Source organism: Prosthecobacter sp. Pr1 (assembly GCF_057652315.1).
Map to the genome: position 1 here is coordinate 1 of NZ_JBYFBS010000034.1, position 18,458 is coordinate 18,458.

Annotated in this window: 13 protein-coding genes; 9 read left to right on the plus strand and 4 right to left on the minus strand. The window is 63.6% G+C overall.

Annotation, left to right across the window (positions count from 1 at the left end; all coding sequences use genetic code 11):
• Positions 1-745: 745 nt before the first annotated feature.
• Positions 746-1,579: an Npun_F0296 family exosortase-dependent surface protein gene (locus AC24GY_RS28630; protein ID WP_487690096.1), complete on the minus strand. Its 834-nt coding sequence runs from the start codon at positions 1,577-1,579 to the stop codon at positions 746-748.
• A gap of 335 nt (positions 1,580-1,914) precedes the next feature.
• On the opposite strand from AC24GY_RS28630, the gene AC24GY_RS28635 reads away from it, so the two are divergent.
• Positions 1,915-3,027 carry an acyltransferase family protein gene (locus AC24GY_RS28635; protein ID WP_487690099.1) on the plus strand — a complete coding sequence of 371 codons (1,113 nt, stop codon included), beginning with the start codon at positions 1,915-1,917 and terminating at the stop codon, positions 3,025-3,027.
• Positions 3,028-3,423: 396 nt separating this feature from the next.
• Positions 3,424-3,927, plus strand: coding sequence for a hypothetical protein (locus AC24GY_RS28640; RefSeq protein WP_487690101.1), 504 nt, complete (start codon positions 3,424-3,426; stop codon positions 3,925-3,927).
• A gap of 468 nt (positions 3,928-4,395) precedes the next feature.
• Here the strand turns inward: AC24GY_RS28640 and AC24GY_RS28645 are convergent, their stop codons facing one another.
• Entirely contained in the window at positions 4,396-6,462 is a 2,067-nt protein-coding gene (locus tag AC24GY_RS28645; RefSeq protein ID WP_487690104.1) for a DUF6600 domain-containing protein, read from the minus strand.
• A gap of 1,027 nt (positions 6,463-7,489) precedes the next feature.
• On the opposite strand from AC24GY_RS28645, the gene AC24GY_RS28650 reads away from it, so the two are divergent.
• Positions 7,490-8,350, plus strand: a complete 861-nt coding sequence (locus AC24GY_RS28650; RefSeq protein WP_487690106.1) for a hypothetical protein — start codon at positions 7,490-7,492, stop codon at positions 8,348-8,350.
• Positions 8,351-8,362: 12 nt separating this feature from the next.
• Here AC24GY_RS28650 and AC24GY_RS28655 read toward each other — a convergent pair whose 3' ends face one another.
• Positions 8,363-9,205, minus strand: coding sequence for a nucleotidyl transferase AbiEii/AbiGii toxin family protein (locus AC24GY_RS28655; RefSeq protein WP_487690108.1), 843 nt, complete (start codon positions 9,203-9,205; stop codon positions 8,363-8,365).
• Positions 9,202-10,338: a type IV toxin-antitoxin system AbiEi family antitoxin gene (locus AC24GY_RS28660; protein ID WP_487690110.1), complete on the minus strand. Its 1,137-nt coding sequence runs from the start codon at positions 10,336-10,338 to the stop codon at positions 9,202-9,204. The genes AC24GY_RS28655 and AC24GY_RS28660 overlap by 4 nt, the downstream gene beginning before the upstream one ends.
• A gap of 224 nt (positions 10,339-10,562) precedes the next feature.
• Between AC24GY_RS28660 and AC24GY_RS28665 the strand changes: the two genes are divergently transcribed.
• The 6 genes from AC24GY_RS28665 to AC24GY_RS28690 all read left to right on the plus strand — a co-directional run bounded on the left by AC24GY_RS28665 (position 10,563) and on the right by AC24GY_RS28690 (position 17,953).
• Positions 10,563-11,387, plus strand: coding sequence for a HipA family kinase (locus AC24GY_RS28665; RefSeq protein WP_487690113.1), 825 nt, complete (start codon positions 10,563-10,565; stop codon positions 11,385-11,387).
• The gene (locus AC24GY_RS28670) at positions 11,384-11,812 is read left to right on the plus strand and encodes a DUF3037 domain-containing protein (protein WP_487690116.1); all 429 of its coding nucleotides are present in this window, start codon (positions 11,384-11,386) and stop codon (positions 11,810-11,812) included. The genes AC24GY_RS28665 and AC24GY_RS28670 overlap by 4 nt, the downstream gene beginning before the upstream one ends.
• Positions 11,813-11,817: 5 nt before the next feature.
• Entirely contained in the window at positions 11,818-12,459 is a 642-nt protein-coding gene (locus tag AC24GY_RS28675) for a hypothetical protein (RefSeq protein ID WP_487690119.1), read from the plus strand.
• 827 nt (positions 12,460-13,286) lie between these two features.
• Positions 13,287-13,427: a hypothetical protein gene (locus AC24GY_RS28680; RefSeq protein ID WP_487690122.1), complete on the plus strand. Its 141-nt coding sequence runs from the start codon at positions 13,287-13,289 to the stop codon at positions 13,425-13,427.
• Positions 13,428-13,547: 120 nt separating this feature from the next.
• The gene (locus AC24GY_RS28685; protein WP_487690125.1) at positions 13,548-13,988 is read left to right on the plus strand and encodes a hypothetical protein; all 441 of its coding nucleotides are present in this window, start codon (positions 13,548-13,550) and stop codon (positions 13,986-13,988) included.
• A 1,076-nt stretch (positions 13,989-15,064) separates the two neighbouring features.
• Positions 15,065-17,953 (plus strand): DUF1592 domain-containing protein, encoded by a 2,889-nt coding sequence (locus AC24GY_RS28690; protein WP_487690127.1) that lies wholly within the window; start codon positions 15,065-15,067, stop codon positions 17,951-17,953.
• The last annotated feature ends 505 nt before the right edge of the window (positions 17,954-18,458 follow it).

Consider the following 18,458-nt stretch of genomic DNA (forward strand, 5'->3'; position numbering starts at 1 on the left):
AAAAAGCTTCCCAGCCAAGAGCGACACGCAGAGCGGCGCAGCCGTCCGTACTGGGAGCGCCGTTTTTTAAACGGCTCTGGAAAGCCCCGCCGCAAGAGCACGTCCCGCACTCTCCAGTGAGCCTCATTCCCTCTTGAGAGCACAAGGACGCCCGCCCAGAGCCGATGAAACATCGGCGCTCCCAGCAAAAAGCTTCCCGGCCAAGAGCTGCTCGCAGCGCGGAGCGGCATTTCTGTACTGGGAGCGCCGTTTTTTAAACGGCTCTGGGAAGCCCCGCCGCATGAACTCGCCCCGCACTCCCCAGGCACCTCATGCCCACCCTGCCGCTGCTTCACCACCCGCCCCCACGCACTCCACCACCGATGGAGACTTGCATCAAAGACTGACATCCCTGCCTTGAAGGCCAACGGCCTTCCGTCATACAGCCCAGGGGTGCCGAGCGTTAGCGAGTGCTCCCCTGGGGCCCGGCATCAGAACCGGGAAGCAAACCCAGCACTCCGCCACACATCAAGCCTGCCAGCAGCGTCTGCAATGAGCTGCGCCGCAAGCTTGCCGCGTTCAGGCACCGATTTCACTTCCACAAGGAACGCTCTTCTTGTCCGCCGATTGCGCAAGGATCCATAAACAACCCGCCCACCGCCATAGCAGATCCAAATACAACGTGGCAGGCACCCGAAGGCACCTGCCACGCCAGTTCACGCCGCCAACTGCTGTCCGCAGCCGCTTTCCTCACTCAATCACCCGCTCACACCGCCTTGCGCAGACGCGTGCGCACCTGGCGCAGGCCCAGCACACCGGCAAAGGCTGCCAGCAGCGTCACCGGAGGAGCCGGTGCACCCGGGGCCGCGCCCACAGGCGATTTCCCCAGGCTCCACTGCGTGCCCGCCAGCGATTCCTTCGTCACCGCTTTCGTCGTCGTGCCGCTTACCAGCGCCACCGGCATGCCCGGCAGCACGCCGTCCACCAGAGGATCCCAGGCCGCCACACGCGTCGTGTAGTTGTCCGATTCAAAGCCCGACGAGTTGTTGTTGCTCAGCACGATCTTGTTCCACGTCGTGTTCGGGTCGCCAAAGAAATTGATGAAGCCAAAAGCCTCGTAGCTGTCCAGCGACCTGTCCTTCGGATTGCCAAAGTAGGTGTCCGGCAGCTGCTCCATCAGGCTCGCGGTGGTGAAAGCGCCCACCAGCTTCGATCCGTTGTAAAACTCCAGCTTGTTGTTCGGATCTCCCGCAGACCACCACATGCCAAAGTAGGACGAGCTCTTGTCCAGCGTCAGCGTGCTGCTCAGCACCTCCGTGCCCGCGCCCTGCAGCGAATACAGCGATCCCTTCGGATTCGCCGCGTCCACCGCGCCGCCGTACATGTCCGTGGCCTTCACATAGAGCTGGTTGAACGTTCCCACCCCCTTCCACTTCACCTTCTTGTCCACCCCTGTCGAAAGATCGTTAAAGGTGAAGACATTCGTGTTGGCCAGCGACGAGAGATTCGACTCCGGATTCTCCGCATACGTGATGATGAGTTCCGCGCCGGCGGGCAGTGCGGAGGCAAAAAGAACGACAGATAAGAGTGTGGATTTCATGAGGCCTCACCCGTCCACCACCTCCCCAAGCCCGAAAACCCCCACAGATGCAGGGGGGGGCACAAACGGGTGCCGCAAGGGGATCTTCGTGATCTGTCCTCAGTTCTCGGTTAGCAGCGCACAGCCGGCCGCCTCCATCGGCCGATGCCCCTGTCCCAGCCACCCTTTGTCAGACATCGCCTCCCATTTTTCCCGCAGCCTCGACATCGCCCCGCACGCAGATTACACTTCACGTCTCTCCCCCCCAAACGCGCCCCGCACCCCCGCCCGCCCTTTTGCCTCCCCCAGAACCTTCCGCCCCCCACGCCGCCCCGACCGCTCATCGACTCCATGCCTTGGACAATCTGCGTGCCGTCGTCATGCTCACCGTCATCACCCAGCATGCCGCATTGGCTTACGTCAGCTTCGCGAATACCTGGCCCATGGCCGATGCCAGCCGCAGCTTTGGTCTCACCCTGATGGTCGGCATCATCGGCGGCTTTCGCAGTCATCTCTTCTTCCTCCTCGCCGGCTTCTTTTCGTGCTTCCTGTGGGGGCGGTCCGGGCTGCAGGGCTTCATCCGGCAGCGCGCCCAGCGCATCGGCCTGCCCTTTCTCCTCGGCATGCTCACCATTGTGCCGCTCTCCAGCTGGATCAGCCTGTGGGCCACGCAGCAGCTCCCCCTCGCAGACGGCCACTGGCCCGGCCTCTTCACCCGGCCCGGTCACCTGTGGTTTCTGGAGATCCTCCTGCTCCACTGCGCCGCCGCCAGCCTCATCCTCTGGCTCGGCCTTCGCGCACCCTTCACACGCAGCCTCCGCGCGCTGGATGCCGGCTTCGACTGGCTCCTCGCCCGCCCCGCGCGCATCCTCGCGCTCGTCCCCCTCAGCATGCTCCTCATGTGGGCGCACCACGATGTCGGCCTCGTGCATGACAAAGGGGCGGATCTCACCCCGCCGCTCCGCGCCATCCTCTACTACGGCAGCTTCTTCCTCCTCGGCTGGTGGCTCCACCGCCGCGCCCACCGCCTGCCGGAACTCGCGCGCAGCTGCAAGAGCTACCTCCTCATCGCCCTCCTCAGCTTTCCCGTCTTCGGCATCGGCCACAGCGTCTGGACCACGCCCGGCCAGGCGCACCCGCTCTGGCTCAAAGCCCTCATCATCGCCGCCTCCGCGCTCTACGCCTGGGCGGCGGCCCTCGCCGTCACCGGCTGGTTCCTGCGCCATGCAGGCGCCCACAGCCCCCGCGTCCGCTACCTCGCAGACGCCTCCTACTGGCTCTACCTCGCCCACTACCCCCTCGTCCTCTGGCTGCAGAAAGTCATGCTCCCGTGGGACATCCACTGCGGGCTCAAGTTCACCCTCAACGTGGTCATCACCCTCACCGTCCTCCTCATCCTCTACGACCGCGCCGTCCGCCCCACCTGGCTCGGCCGCCTCCTCAACGGCCCCCGCACCCGCCCCGCCTAGCCGCCAAAAACGCGCCCGGCCCCGAACCCAAAAGGGGGTCAGTGTGCAAAAACTTGACAAAATAGGCCACGGTTAAATCCCCGGCCACGAGCTCCTCAAGAACCCCAGAGACGTGCAAAAAAAACTCTGGAAACAGACCGCAATGAGCGCAGATCAAATCTGTCAAGTATTTGCACACTGACCCCATTTTGCGCCGCCGCAATCCTCAAAACGGGGTCAGTGTGCAAATTCTTGACAAAATGACGACGCGAAACATGGATGCCATCCACGGCCCCCGGCGCTCACGCAAACACCCTCCTGACGAGGCCGCAGCCCGTCGCGGTGATCTCTGGCAAAACTTTGAAATCCGACTCCATCCTCATTTGCGACTGCCAGACCTGCGGGTAGCTTTGTGCCATGGCAGATCCAGCCCCAGCACCCGCACCGGAGTCCTCTCCCTGGCAGGCGGGGGATTTCGTGCTGCCGCTGTTTCTGCTGATGCCCGCCTGCGACGCCGCAGCCATCTACGGCGATCAAGCGGCAGCCCTGCACATCGCAGGCGCGGGGCTCGTCAAACTCAGCCCCCTGTTCATGCTGGCGGCTGCCCTCTTCACACCTGTGCTCCTCCACGGCACTCGCCTGTCCCGCTGGCGGCAGGGGATCACGATTGCCGTGGTTTTCCTCTGCCTGATGTCCGCACCGTGGCTGCTCAAGGCGGGCAGTTCTTCCATCCCGCTCTCCCGCTGGCTCTCCCACGAAGAAAGCGCCGCGCTTCGGCAGGCTTTCGATGTCCCCTGCCTGTTCTGCTCCGACACCCCTGAAGGGCAGTGCCTGCGCGTGCGCCGCGCCGATGACACCGCAGCGCTCCGGAGTTATCTGCAGACGCTCGGAGTCCTCGCCACAGGGCACGCATCCCCGTGAGGGCGGAGCCACTGTCGGGCTGACATCGTAGTTTGTAAAAGTCACTTCACGCTGAGCGCGCATCCCCTATGGACTGCGGTCGCGCAGTGAGGCACAGCTTGTCCTTTCGTGGCTTGATCGATACCACGCGACATTGAGAAAACGGGTCTGGTTTTGGGCACGGGTAGCTGGCGTGGCGCTCCGGCCGTAGGTTGGATGTGTTTGGCGCCGCAACCGCTTCTTCACTCCACAACTCCCTCCGCCAAACCGTCCGACTGCGAGGACGTTCGTACGCCTTGTAGCTTTGCCGTACGCTGATGGACGGGCGGGCTGTCGCCACACCCATCGTACGACTGAGGCGGCGCTTCATCGTAGGTTGTTGGGTGTGTTTGGCGAGATGTGCGCCGCAACGCTCAGGCGCGTTCTCCGCCAAACCGCCCGACTCAGGGCGGCACCGAACTCACGCGGCGTGATCACACGCTCGCAGATCTACCGCCCTCTCCGGCCCTCCCGCTCCTGCGGCGCACCAGGCGCTCCGGGTGCGGCAGGAGCCTGCTGAGGGCGGGGCTGCGGCTGCACACGCATGGGTGGCGGCTGCTGCGGCTGGCGCTGCTGGGGAGGTGGTTGCACCGGACGCTGCTGCGGAGGCTGCTGCGGTGTGGGCATCGGCACCGGCCGGCCCTGCGGTGGCACTACCGGCATGGAAGGCGGCTGCTGCGGGCGCTGCTGGGGCGGCTGTGCATTCCCCGGCTGCCCTGGGCGACGCCCCGGAAAGCCCGGCTGCACGCCAGCACCGGGCGGGCCTCCCGGCATCGGCACTGCGCCCGGAGGCGGAGACTGCGGCTCGCGACGCTTCGGCACCACTGGCGCCTGCGGCGTTTGCGGCACCTGCGGAATGATGCCCGGCCTGCCACCCCGTCCAGCGCCATCGGGGGCAGGGGAGTTTCTTTCACCCGGCCTGCGGCCCGGAGTCTCGTCCGGCCTCATGCCGGGGCGTTGCTTCGGCGTATCATCCTGCGGCTTGCCCGGTGGAATCACGGGCCGCTCGCCCTGCGGCATGCCGGGCCGCATGCCCGGGCGCTGCTTTGGCGAATCCTCCTGCGGCTTGCCCGGTGGAATCAAAGGGCGCTCACCCTGAGGCTGTCCTGGCCGCATGCCCGGGCGGTCCTTCGGCGTTTCGTCGGGCAGGCCTGGCTTCATGCCTGGGCGGCCTTTCGGCGTCCCATCCTGCGGCTGGCCGGGCTTCATGCCGGGGCGCTGGCCAGGAGGCAGATCATTGTCCGGGCGGTCCGTATTGCGTGGCCGGCCGGCAGGCGGCACCGTGCCAGCTCCGGGCACCGTGGGCGCAGGCTTGGTGCGTGGTGGCACACCGGGAGGTCCGCCAGAGGGCAGGGGATTCTTCGGCGTCATGGGCTGGCGCTCCTCGTCATTCTTGGGGCGTTTGTCCGCATTCGGCGGCATCGTCTCGCCCGCATTGCCACCGCGGCCGCGGCGCTCTTCAGGATTCAGCACGCGGCCCGTGGCAGGCGGCGGCCTCGTGCTGGTGGCAGGCTCCACCCGTTTCTCCGGCAGGATGGCCGGACGCGTGCGCTCCAGGTCATCGCGCTGCTTTTGGCGCAGCCGCTGCAGGCCCTGCGCATCGCCACCACCGTGCCAGCCGCGATCCGTCACCGGCTTTTCCATCATCTCGCGCACCCGCGAAGGCAGCGCATGGGAGGAGGGATCTCTGCGGAAATTCGGTGCCGCCACCACCAGCTGGCCGCGATCCCGATCAATGCGCCACGGCCCGCCCGCGCCACGCTGCGGCCCGTCTCCCTGGCGGTCCACCCAGTTCCGGCGAAAGCCCTCATCATCATGCCGCAGCGTGAAGCGCCGCACCTGATTCCCGCCAAAGCCATTGATCCGCTGCGGGTCCGGCCCGCCCACGTAGATGTTGTTCAGCACGTTCTGCTGGTAGACCGTGTGCGTCACGTTCACCGACTGATCGTAATACGTGTAGTTCAGGCTGCGATTCAGGATGAAGGTCAGCATCGATCCACTGCTGGCAAACATCCCCACCGGCACAAAGTTGTAGTAAGACGGCCCCACATCGTAGTAGCTGTCCGTCCACCCGCCAAAGCCCACGTTTTGCGACCACAGCGCCTCCGGTGGCAGCGGCGCCCAGCCGATCTGCCCCTGCGACTGCCGCCACGAAACCCACGCCGGCGCCCACTGGCTGCCCGGCACCCACATCCAGCTCTGCCCCAGGATGATCCAGCGCCCGTAGTGATACGTCAGCCAGCCGAAATCCTCGTTTGAGATCCACGTCCAGCCCGCATCCGTAAAGGCCCAGCTCCCGTCTGCATACGGCGCCCAGCCCGGCTGCTGGGAGGCCAGCGGCTGCCACACATACCCGTAGGTGGGCGTGTAAATCCAGTCCCCGTAGGGGCTCAGCGCATCGTACATAAACTCGATCGGCAGCGCATCACCGCCCGACTGCGCCCGCGCCGACACCGGCGCCATCGGAGCCACCGCCGCCAGCAGCACCGTAAACAAGAGAATCAAAGAACGTTTCATGGCAGGGTAAAAAGGCAAAGGGTTGGAGGGGAGAAAGAATCGAGCAGGACAGCACAGCAAGCGTCCCACACCTTGAGGTTCGCATGTTGAACGCGAAGTGGATGTTTTTTATTCACACCCACCACCCGCGCACATGACCTCAGCGTAGAGGAACACCCACCCACACCGCCATGGGGTGAAACCCTGCCTCTGGGATCAGGCCCAAGCGGCCCTCATAGAGACTGCGCTTCGCTCCTTTTCCAAATCCACACGCGATGCCCGCACCTCCCATATGGACTGCGGTCGCGGAGTGAGGAACGAACGCAGCCACCGCTTTCGCCGCCCTCGGTGGCTCCCGCCTACCAGCAAATACCCGAAAGCGGCAGCCGGTGAATCTTCGCAAGCCTCATCACCCCACGCCCACCACGAGACGTTCGAAAGCGGCAGCTCCGATGCAGGCTTGCGCCGTGCATCTGCGCGACCGCATTGATTGATTCGCTTCGCTCACCCTTCGGGCTCCTTTCAGTCGTCTGTTTGCCTTCGGCTATCTCCGCTTCGCTCCGGTTCCAAATTCGCGCTGCCAGCTCACGCCTCTGATATGGACTGCGGTCGCGGAGTGAGGAACGAACGCAGCTACCGCTTTCGACGTTCTCGGCGACACCCGCCTACCAGAAAATACCCGAAAGCGGCAGCCCCCAATCCTTCTTCGCCCCACCACCCCACGCCCACCCCGAGACACCCGAAATCCACACCCCACTCGCAGCCAACAGCCACCCACTCTCCGCCCCTCTGCGGCAAAATCGAACGTCTCCATCACTCCACCATTGATTCGCTGCGCTCCCCCTCCGGGCTCACTTCGTTCGTCCACCCCGCCACACTCGGTCCCCCCCCTGCAGTCATCCTGAAATTCTGCCATCCTGTGAATCCTGTCCATCTGCACCGCCTCGCACTCCACCACTCACGCCGCCACAAACTCCCCCTTGCGCCACCCCCACCCGTCGCGAATCTTCATTAAGCGCGCGGCGCACACACACCCGCCATTCCACCCATGTCGCCCGCCACCCCCCAGCCCATGCAGCAGCGCCCTCGCCGCATTCGCAGCCCCCGCCAGCGCAGCGTCTCCAGCACCCTCCTCGTGCTCAGCTTCACCCTCATCCTCGGCTTTGGCCTCTCCCTCAGCCTGCACGCCGAGCCGCTCGCCTTTCCCACCCTCACCACCACCAAAGGCGTCACCTACACCGACGTCAAAGTCTCCCGGTTTGACGCCCACGAAGTCCGCTTCAGCCATGCCAACGGCATCTCCACCGTCCCCCTCGCCGAGCTCCCGCCCGATCTCCAGACCCTCTTCGGCTACGACCCCAAAAACGAAGTCCAAATCCTCAAGGACAAGCAGAACCAGCGCGCCCAGGCCATCATCACCGAGGCCGATCAAAAAGCCAAAGCCGCCGCCATCCGCCAGCAGGAGGAGGCCGATGCCCAGGAGCTCCAGCGCATCCGCAGCCAGCCCCACCGCTGCTACATCAGCCGCGTCCAGCACACCGAAGACGCCCTCCTCATCGACGTCCTCGCCACCGACAAACTCCCCGTCATGATCCCCTCCCGCACCGGCCGGAGCGACCGCGTCAAACTCACCCCGCAGGGCAGGCCCGAATACGCCGAGCAAGCCACCCCCGGCAAACCCTTCGCCCTCGGCCCCACCCTCCGCATCCTCCCCTCCAGCGTCCCCCTGACCTCCGGCAAGATTATCAGCGTCTACGTCATCACCACCGACGTCGGCCCCGAACCCATCTGCGCCATCAGCCCCGAAGGCGCCCTCGAATACCGCAAAAAACTCGCCGCCTACAAAGCCGCTGGCAATACGCCGCCGCCAAGCACGGCGCAGCCGTCCCAAGGCGCAGGGAATCCGTGAGCGGGAGGCCGCTTATCCTCTCATCAGCAACTTCAGCAATCCCTGCACCAGCTCAAACGCCTGACGGGCCTGCATGGCCCGCTCTTCATCGCTGGTAGAGTCGTGAAACTCCACCAGCTGCTGCGGACCAAAGGCTTTCACCGTTGGAAATTTCTCTTCCAAAATCGCGATGGCCTTCGCCACATCCTTCTGCGTGAGGCGCTCGTTCCAGTCCGCCGCGAGCGCCGCCAAACCGCCGGGATACTCGGCCAGCGTGTAGCATAAATCATAGACGTCCTTCGGTTTGTCGCGCCCACCGATGGCATGGGCCTTCATCAGTACGAAATCCGCCAGCGACACCACGCGCATGTGCACGGTGTTCTGGCTGCCGCGCACATTCTCGCCCGGGATGGCAATGTTCACCGGCGCATGAAAGGCCACGTTGCAGCCCTCGGCCTTCAGCACGCGAAAGCCCTCCAGCAGCTTTGGCTTGTTCTTCCTCAGCTTCACATCCTGCGCCGCCAGAAAGTCCACTTCCACGATCACCGGGCTTTCACCATCTTCCAAATCCACCTCCACCTGGAGCTGAAAATCCTTGGCTCCCGGCTTGTAGCGTTTCGTGTCCAGCAGCAGCTTAATCAGTTCGGCATTCTGGCCCGCGCCCAGCTTGGCCGCATCCAGCGCCAGATCCACATCGATGCTCCCGATGTGCGGCTCATCCGCCTTCGGCAGCAGCAGATCCGGCGTCCACCCGCCCACGATCACAAGGCTGTCCTTAAAGGAGGCCAGCACCTGCCCCAGATCCACCAGCACCCGATGCGCGGCCTTGATCTGCCGTGCGCCGTAGTCATCACGTTGCCGCGGTTCAGGGGTCATATTTTCAGTCCAGCGGCTCTCCACACAGGTTTGATTTTTTGTTCCAGCAGCGCCTCAGCCGCTTCCTGCCCACGCCCGCCGCAGTGCCAGAGATCCACATAGGTTTGCACGGCATTGGTGCATGCCGGACGCTGCTCGTTATTGACCGGGTATTCCTTTCTATAAAAGACACCATCATCTGAAGGCACCAAAACAACGAGATTTCCACCTGAGTTCACCGGCTTTGCCTGCGCCACCTGGGCAAAACGATCCAGTGCCTTCGAGGCTACATAAAGCCATGTCTTCGGCTGGCGCACATGGGGTGCCTGAAAATCCGCTGCGGAGAATGCCGCATATTCTGCTTCTGTGTGGAAGTTGGACAGTTTGATGATCGATTCACTCAGCTGCCTTCCTTGCAAAAGGGTGAAGTAATCATACCGCACGTGCTGCTCAAAACGGTACGCATCCCGCCATGCAAACAGCAGTTTCAACGGCTCCGTCACCTTAAATCCGCCCTTAGGTAGTGGCTCAATGAGTCCTTCATCCGTCAGGTGTCGCACCATTTTATTCACCAAGCCCAGGCTTGCTACGCTTTCATCGCTTTCTTCGAACGGAAAGCGTGTTTCTGACAAAGTACGCTGCGTCCAAGGTAGTCCGATTCGCTCAGGGTCAAAGAGCAAAGCACGCATCACACGCGCCGCCTCCTTCGTCCCCAGATTCGCCACCGGGCGCGGCACCGCATGCACCGGTGCGTTCCCGGTGCGTTCAATCCGGAGCACTCCGGGCACATCCAGGCGGCAGTTGCCTGCCAGATCATACCAGCTCCAGCCATGCTCCGCACAGAGATCCGCCACACGCGGGGAAACCCATGGCAGAGCCAGCACGGGCACGATCACCTTGGGCCTGCCAGCAGGCTTGAACTCCCGCTGGACCAGCATTGGAAAAGTGCTGGGGCGCATCTCCTGCTTGCACTCCACGCACAGCGCCGCCCGGCCCCCGGTGGGCAGCGGCAGCATGGCCTGCAGATCAAAGCCTGCATCCTGACTGGCCGCGACCACTGAAACGTCCGGCAGCCAGTCCACGGAACCCAGCAACTCCCGCAGCTTCCCTTCCAGGCGGCGCTCCAGCGCCCGGGAGGGATGTGGTATGTTCATGGAAACGACGGTGTTCACGTATACGTGAACATGGGGTATTACGTGAACATGTGCAAGGCCCCATTTCTGGCCGTTTCCTAAAACTGCGTCGACGTGAACAGAGTCCATTACGTGAACGAGTGATAGGCAATTTGAAAATGAAGGCGTGAATTCATTGCGATGTCTTTATGAGCTGCCTACCCTGCCAAACGCCCCGGCGTGCATGCATTGGTCTGCGTGACCCTATGAACCCTACAGCCACCATCACCGAAGTCCTGGGCCGCTCAGAGCAGGGAATGACGAAGCCCTTTATCTGCCAAGTGAATCACTGGAACACCTGCTATGTCAAAGGTTCCTACGCGGGGCAGCGCTCGCTCTGTTGCGAATGGGTGGCCGGATGGCTGGCTAATGACATTTTTTCCGGGTTGCCCGGAGGAGCTTCGCCCATTGGCGTGCCAGTCATCCAGATAGCCGAAGTGTCAAAAGCTTTAATCCAGGGCAGCGCACGCAGAGACATCCGTGATCTCGGTGCAGGCAAAGTGTTTGCCTCATCGCGGATGGAAGGTGCTCAGGAACTTTCGTGGTCTTCCGCACAAGGATGGCCGGACGAGACCATGGCCGCGCTGCTGCTGCTGGACCTGTGGATTCAGAATGAAGACCGCAGCCTGTCCGCGCAGGGCGGCAATCCGAACCTCATGGTCACCCAGATTCCTCCACTGCCAGACTGGGACGAAGAAGGCGCGCTCTGGAAAGACATACCCAGACGCGAAATGCTCTGGGCCTACGATTTCAATCTGGCCTTTGACGATCAGTTTGACCGCTCAGGGTTCTTTGATGCACACGTCTTCGGAGGCATGCTCAAGCAGTGGCCCGAGGGCTTTCGCGAACGCATGGAGCCACGTCTGCATGCGGCACTCGAACGACTGCCGGAACTCTTTAGTGAACTCCCTCCTGAATGGCTGCATCTGGACGGAGACGACACTCTGCCCGTGCAACTGGACATAAATCATGTATCCTCCGTGCTGAGTCTGCCCTTCACGGAGCCGGACACCTTTTGGAAACTGCCATGAACCCACCCCAAGCCGCCTGCAACTACGCTGTGCTTCGCTTCCTGCCCTACCCGGAGACGGGGGAGTTTGTGAACGTGGGCGTCGTGGTGAACTGCCTGCAGCCCTGCTGGTTTGACTTCATCATGGAGGAAAAGATGACCACCCGCATGAAGGCGCTTTTTCCCGATCAGAACGAACAAGCCTTTGCCGCCGCAGCCGCCGCCATGGAGCAGGAAATGCAGCGCGTGAAGGCCATGATTCGCGATCCCAAGACCTGCCAGTTCGCCTTTCAGGAAGCCGTGCGCCCCCGGGAATCCACCTTGCGCTTCGGCGAGGTGAGAACCCTGCTCACCACCGACACAGAGAACCTCACGAAGGAACTCTTCAAGCGCTACGTCCGAATGGAGGCACGCCCGCAAACCGCGCCGCAGTTGGTCGCCGCTTGATCGCCATGAAAGCGACTCTAGCCACCATCCTCCTCGCCCTAGCCCTCCCCCTCGCCGCCGCAGCAGAGTCCGACACCCCACCCGCGCCCGCAACTACCCCACTAACCTCCCCCAGCGGCAAGCTTCACCTGCGCCTGGGCGATTCCTCGCCTCTGCCCGGTGCCATCAATCTGGACGCGTCGGTCGCGGAAAGGGCAGGGGAGGAAAAGGAAGCCACGCAGAGCCTGGTGCTGGAGGAGAAGGGCCGACCACCCTTCGTCATCACCGCCCCGGAGGGCCGCTGCACGCCGCAGTGGAGCGATGATGAATCCTACCTCGCGCTCGCCATCCAGACGGACCGGGCCAATTTCTCCCTCCTCATCCTGCGCCTCGCAGACCGCAGCTCCATCACCGGCGACTTCACCGCGCTGGGCGAGCAGATGCTGGTGCTCTTCCAAAAAGCCGGGCTCGATGCCGCCGGCGCCGCCCTCCAGCTCCGCAACGTCCGCTGCACCCCGCAGCAGTGCACCGGCACCCTCGTCTCCGGCACCGCCCAGCACACCGGCACGCTCAGCTTCGCCATCGATCTCCCCAAGCAGGACTGGACCACCACCGGCACCCTCGTCCTGCCCCGGCTCACCGCCGCAGAGCTCAAAGTCAAAGACTGACCCCGATGCTTGGAAGTACGATGGGCATTGCCTCACGGCGTTCGCCCTCCGGGCAGCCTGCGGCAGGCTATCTTCGCTTCGCTACGGTTCATGCCCGTCGGCCAGCGCTTTCGCAAGCTGCCTCGTCCTCATCTCAGACATCCCCCACACTTCACGGACATGACGCCAATCCGGAATGCAGAATCCGGATCTTCAGACGGTTTGTATTAGCGTCTCATCAGCAGTTAGAAACCTCTGTTCGACCCACCGCCCCAGAAGTCTGCCAGGATCGGGCGTCATGAGTGAAAAGCACCGGGTTTAAACCGCTGATGAGACGCCGACATTGTGTCCGCTCCGGGCGAGCGTCCTTGGCTCATCGACAGGGAATCAAGCTCCGCTGAAAATGCGCTGTCCGCACCCATCGCGGAGCTTCCCCGGGCCGACAGAATTTCGGCGCTCCCACTACGGAATGGAGCCCCGCCGGGCCTGATCGGAATGAGGCCTGTTCACGAAAACCACGCTGTTCACGGAGACGTGAACAGAGGCCCTGCCGTGAACACATGCGAAGGGGGGCAGCCATCCAATCACAAAGCCATCCACTGCCCAGCCCAGTCTGCAGGCGACCCCGCTGCTTGGAAGTGCGATGGGCATTGCCTCACTGCCCTCGCCCTCCGGCCCGCCTGTCTTCGCCTCGTCCTTCTAAATACGAGCATCCCAAAAAATAAACCTTTCACTCATCGGCACTCCCGCTGCGGCAGGTTAGTCTGGGGCTGTCCATCACGGATTCCTTCGCCCTCCGGCCCAGATACGTCATCCACCCCGCACCCACCACGACCATGACATCTCCCATGCCGCCCTTCATCTTCAATGAATCCGCGCCCAGCACCGCCCGGCGCGCCATGCAGCCAGAAGACATCGCCTGCGGCGTCATCTACGCCTCCGTGCTCCTCCTCCTGGTCAGCCGCGTGCTCCTGCAGATCCTTCAATAAGCCCCCTGAATCCGCAGCAGGGCAGGGGAGCGGCATCTAGTATCCAGGATCTGGCATCTAGTAACCAGCCAAACCCGCGCTGGACTCCGCCCCCCTTTTTTCTCCATCCTCGCAGCACGAATGTCTGCGCGCAAAAAAGTCATGACCGTGGGGTCTTGGTCCGAGCATCTCGATGACTCCTATTCCATCCACCCCGCCTTGGTGATCGATCCCACGTGGCAGGTGGAAAACAGAGAAAAGATCATCCGTTATCTCAGAGACGGCCTCCCCTGCGGCGGCATGCTCTCGTATCACAAATTCCGCCTCAACTACGACGGCCCACCCCTCAGCTCCCTCGAGCGCAGCGACGGCGTCTGGATCTGGCCCGAAGTCCTCGCCCTCTACGTGGAGCGGAACGTCCGCCTCCCCGACGCCTTCGTGGACCACATGAAAGCGATGAACTTCGATCCCCACCGCAGCGGCCACACCAGCGAAGAAATCCTGCGCATGGAAAGTTGCCCGCACTACTGGAACGGGTGGTGCGGCCTCGAAAAACAGCGCGCCGAAAGCGAGACCGAATGACGAGCACGGGAGCCATGCAAGCTCACGTCCAGCTCTTTGCCCGCAGGCCATTTCCAAAAGCGAAGGAATGACGAACACGGCAACCATGCAAGCTCATGCCCAGCGGCTTGCCCCGCAGGCCATTTCCGAAAGCGCGTAGCGCTGGCACAAGGGTAGCCGTGGGTGCCAACCCACGGTAAACGCCCCCACCCACCGCACCCTCCCGTGGAACCGCGTAGCGGTGACACAAAACCGCCGCGCACCCCCAGCGGCGGATGCTGAGCGAGCCGAGTTTGCAACCCGAACTCGTGCCTCAGCCCACCCAGATCAGCCACACACTTTGATGCAGCATGCATGTTCTTCTGCGCCACGAGAAGCGCATGCGGGGCGAATCCCCCTGGCTCCGCCGACACACTCCTTCATACGTATACGCTGCTTCATACGCCACTGCGGCGCTAATGCCATGCTCACTTGAAAACAGGTCTGTTCCCTGAGAAGGCATGCGGCTTGCTGGAACGTAGGTCGGCCGTGTTTGGCGTCCAGCGCTGCCCATGCTCCAGCGCCACCTCCGCCAAACCGCCCGACTGCGAGGACGCTCCTACGCCACAGCGCTTGCGCCACGCCCAAGGCCGCCTCATCCAACGCTCGGAGGCTCAAGACGTCTGCCTTGCGCTCATGGACGGACGGGCTGTCGCCACGACCGTCCTACGATCCGCGCAGCGCGCTGGCCGTAGGTCGGCCGTGTTTGGCGTCCAGCGCTGCCCATGCTCCAGCGCCACCTCCGCCAAACCGCCCGACTGCGAGGACGCTCCTACGCCACAGCGCTTGCGCCACGCCCAAGGCCGCCTCATCCAACGCTCGGAGGCTCAAGACGCCTGCCTTGCGCTCATGGACGGACGGGCTGTCGCCACGTTCGTCCTACGTCCCAGCATGAAGCGCCGGGCCTGATCCTGTGCATGGAAAACAGATCTGCTTCTTCAGACTCATTTTCAACCTTCCGTGATATCACCCATCTCGCGCATTGCCCAAAACGACTCCGCGCAAGACCCACCCCACGCGCACCGTAACCTCCGGTACCCCCATTGAAGAATCCCCCGATGCCCCCACGTTCCCAGCGGCCTGACCTCCGCGTCATCCTGTCCGTCCTCTGCTGCGCCCTCATCGCCCTGCTGCCCGCGCCCACCGCGCACGCACAAACACCCGCGCCAGCCCAAGCACCTGCCACCCCCAGCGCCCCCGCGACACCAGCGGCCAAAGCACCCGCAGCAGCCACACCGCCAGCTCCCGGCAAAGCCCCCTCCGCTTCTGCAAAAACTCCCTCCGCGCCAGCCATCGCCAAAGCACCCGCTTCGCCAGCCGCCCCCACAAAACCCGCCGCTTCTCCGGTTCCTGTCCCCCATTCCTCTGCCTCTCATTCCTTTGTCGAAAAAGCAGCCCCCGCCTCACCTGCCGCCCCCACAAAACCCACCCCACCTCCGGTCCCCTCTCCCCATTCCCTTGCTAAAACCCCCCCCGCCGCCACACCCAAAGCCCCCGCGCTAAATCTCGCCGCCCTCACCCCCGCCGACGAAGTCCGCCGCACCTTCAAAGACAAGATCACCCCCTTCATCAAAACCTACTGCTACGAATGCCACGGCGACCGCCGCATGAAGGGCGGCGTCACCTTCCATCCCGCCCTCAGAAACCCCTCCGACCCCGCCTACACACGCCGCTGGAAAATGGGCCTCGCCACCGTCAACGCGCACGACATGCCCCCTGACGACGCCGACAAACAGCCCACCGACGCCGAGCGCGAGGAGTTCATGGCCTGGGTCGGCCGCCTCAAATACCTCAGCCCCCAGGACCCCGGCGCCTTCGTCATCCGCCGCCTCACCAAAACCGAGTACGGCAACACCCTGCACGACCTCCTCGGCGTCTCCCCCGACATCGTCAAAGAACTCCCCGACGAAGTCCCCGGCGAAGGCTACCTCAACACGCTCTCGCCGTTACAAATGGAGCAGTACCTCGGCATCGCCAATGCCGCGCTGGAGCAGGCCCTCGTCCGCGCCTTCGCTTCTCGTAGCGCAAACGTCCTGCTTGCCTCGGTCCTCCAGCAACTCCTCCTCACCACCCCACCCGCCCCCGGCACCGATCTCAAAGCCGCCGCCCGCCAGGTCGCCCAAAAAATCGCCCGCGCCGCCTACCGCCGCCCCGCCAGCGATCCAGAACTCGACGTCCTCCTGCAAGTCTACGACCTCGCCACCCAAAACAAGCTCCCCCACGCAGACGCCCTGCGCCTCATGCTCAAGGCCGCCCTCGTCTCCCCCCAGTTCCTTTACATCACCCCCGCCTCAGTCTCCGTCTCTTCCTCTACCTCCCCCTCATCCATCGCCCCCGCGCCACCCACCCCCTCAGCCATTCAATCTCCGGTTCCCCATTCCATTGCTCCAAATTCCCTTGCTAAAAACAGCGCCCCCGTCTCACCCACTCCCCCACCCGCGCCCGAGATCCTCCCCCTCGATGACTGGATGCTCGCCTCCCGCCTCTCCTACCTCCTCTGGGCCACCATGCCCGATGCCGAGCTCTCCACCCTTGCCGATCAAGGCAAACTCCACGACCCCGCCGTCCTCAAGACCCAGGTCGCCCGCATGCTCAAAGACGACCGCTCCCGCGCCCTCTTCGACGGCTTCGGCGCCCAGTGGCTCGGCCTCGCCGATCTCGCCGGCAAAACCTTCGACACCACCAAATTCCCCCAGATGACCCCCGCGCTCCGTCAGGCCATGTACGACGAAGCCCGCCTCTTCTTCACCAGCATCATCCGCGAAAACGCCCCCGTCTCCACCTTCATCACCGCCGACTACACCTACCTCAACGAGTCCCTCGCCGCCCTCTACAATCTCGGCGCAAAAAACACCGCAGAAGCAAACAGCCAATCATCCTCATCCTCTCCCAACTCAGCAGCCTCTAACTCAGCTGCCAAGTCCCAAACTCCCACCTCCCCGGCAACTAACTCGCCCAATAACTCCTCTGCTAAATCCTCAGTTACTTCAGTCCCCCATTCCCTTGCTCCCCATTCCCTTGCTAAAAACTCCCCGGCAACGAACCCACCCACGACTAACTCAACTTCAACCTCCCCAGTAGCCGCTTCACCGCAGCCCCCCGCCATCACCGGCTCAAACCTCCGCCGCGTCAAACTCCCCGACCCCAATCGCGGCGGCATCCTCGGCATGCCCGGCATCCTCGCCGTCACCTCCTTCCCCAATCGCACCAGCCCCGTCAAACGCGGCGTCTGGGTGCTCGAGCAAATCCTCGGCCAGCACGTCCCGCCCGCCCCGCCCAACGTCCCCACGCTGGAAAAGCAGGACAAAAAGAAAATCGCCAACCTCACCCTCCGCCAGCGCACCGAGCTCCACCGCACCAACGTCGTCTGCGCCAACTGCCACAAGATCCTCGACCCCATCGGCTTCGGCCTCGAAAACTTCGACGCCATCGGCCGCTGGCGCGCCCAGGACGACACCGGCGGCCCCATCGACGCCGCCGGCGAGCTCCCCGGCGGCAAGCACTTCAGCACCCCCGCCGAGCTGAAGACCATCATCGCCGCCCGCAAAGACGACCTCACCCGCAACCTCACCGAAAAACTCCTCGCCTACGCCCTCTGCCGCCAGCTTGAAGGCTACGATGAAATCATCATCGATCAGCTCATGACCGGCATCGCCAAAGACAACCACCGCATGCAGACCCTCATCACCTCCGTCATCACCAGCTACCCCTTCCTCAACCGCCGCATCGTCGAAACCCTCAGCGCCCCCGCCGTCACAAAGCCCGCACCAGCTCCCGCCATCAAGCCTGCGCCAGCTTCCGCTGCTGCGCCCAAGTCCGCACCAGCTCCCTCTGCGAAACCCAAACCCGCAGCCGCGACTTCCGCCACACCTGCTCCCGCCGTCAAACCTGCTGCGCCGACCGCCAAGCCCGCGCCACCACCCACTGCCGCCCCCGCAAAGAAGTAGCGCCTGCTATTGAGACTTGCGCGATAGATTGCCATCCTTGTCTTGAAGGCCAACGGCCTTCCGTCTTTCAGCCCAGGGGTGCCGAGCTTTAGCGAGTGCTCCCCTGGGTTTAGGAAGCCAATCCGGGCAGCAAACCCAGAGCACCTCAACACGAGGCCGGGTGCCAGCAGCGTCTGCAATGAGCACCGCCACCACGCGCCTCTGATATGGACTGCGGTCGCGGAGTGAGGAACGAACGCAGCTACCGCTTTCGCCGTCCTCGGTGACCCGCGCCTACCAGCCAATACCCGAAAGCGGCAGCCCCCAGTTCCTCTCAGCCAGCTCACCCCACGCCCGCCACGAGACGCTCGAAAGCGGTAGCTCCGATGCAGGCTTGCGCCGTGCATCTGCGCGACCGCACTCCAAATAATTCCGCGCGTCGACGCCTCCCCATATGGACTGCGGTCGCGAAGTGAGGAACGAACGCAGCTGCCGCTTTCCGCAGGCCGGACATCCACCAAATACC

Coding starts and splice junctions, on each gene's coding strand:
- AC24GY_RS28630 (WP_487690096.1), bottom strand. CDS start 1,579: ATGAAATCCACACTCTTATCTGTCGTTCTTTTTGCCTCCGCACTGCCC.
- AC24GY_RS28640 (WP_487690101.1), top strand. CDS start 3,424: ATGGCAGATCCAGCCCCAGCACCCGCACCGGAGTCCTCTCCCTGGCAG.
- AC24GY_RS28645 (WP_487690104.1), bottom strand. CDS start 6,462: ATGAAACGTTCTTTGATTCTCTTGTTTACGGTGCTGCTGGCGGCGGTG.
- AC24GY_RS28650 (WP_487690106.1), top strand. CDS start 7,490: ATGTCGCCCGCCACCCCCCAGCCCATGCAGCAGCGCCCTCGCCGCATT.
- AC24GY_RS28655 (WP_487690108.1), bottom strand. CDS start 9,205: ATGACCCCTGAACCGCGGCAACGTGATGACTACGGCGCACGGCAGATC.
- AC24GY_RS28660 (WP_487690110.1), bottom strand. CDS start 10,338: ATGAACATACCACATCCCTCCCGGGCGCTGGAGCGCCGCCTGGAAGGG.
- AC24GY_RS28665 (WP_487690113.1), top strand. CDS start 10,563: ATGAACCCTACAGCCACCATCACCGAAGTCCTGGGCCGCTCAGAGCAG.
- AC24GY_RS28670 (WP_487690116.1), top strand. CDS start 11,384: ATGAACCCACCCCAAGCCGCCTGCAACTACGCTGTGCTTCGCTTCCTG.
- AC24GY_RS28675 (WP_487690119.1), top strand. CDS start 11,818: ATGAAAGCGACTCTAGCCACCATCCTCCTCGCCCTAGCCCTCCCCCTC.
- AC24GY_RS28680 (WP_487690122.1), top strand. CDS start 13,287: ATGCCGCCCTTCATCTTCAATGAATCCGCGCCCAGCACCGCCCGGCGC.
- AC24GY_RS28685 (WP_487690125.1), top strand. CDS start 13,548: ATGTCTGCGCGCAAAAAAGTCATGACCGTGGGGTCTTGGTCCGAGCAT.
- AC24GY_RS28690 (WP_487690127.1), top strand. CDS start 15,065: ATGCCCCCACGTTCCCAGCGGCCTGACCTCCGCGTCATCCTGTCCGTC.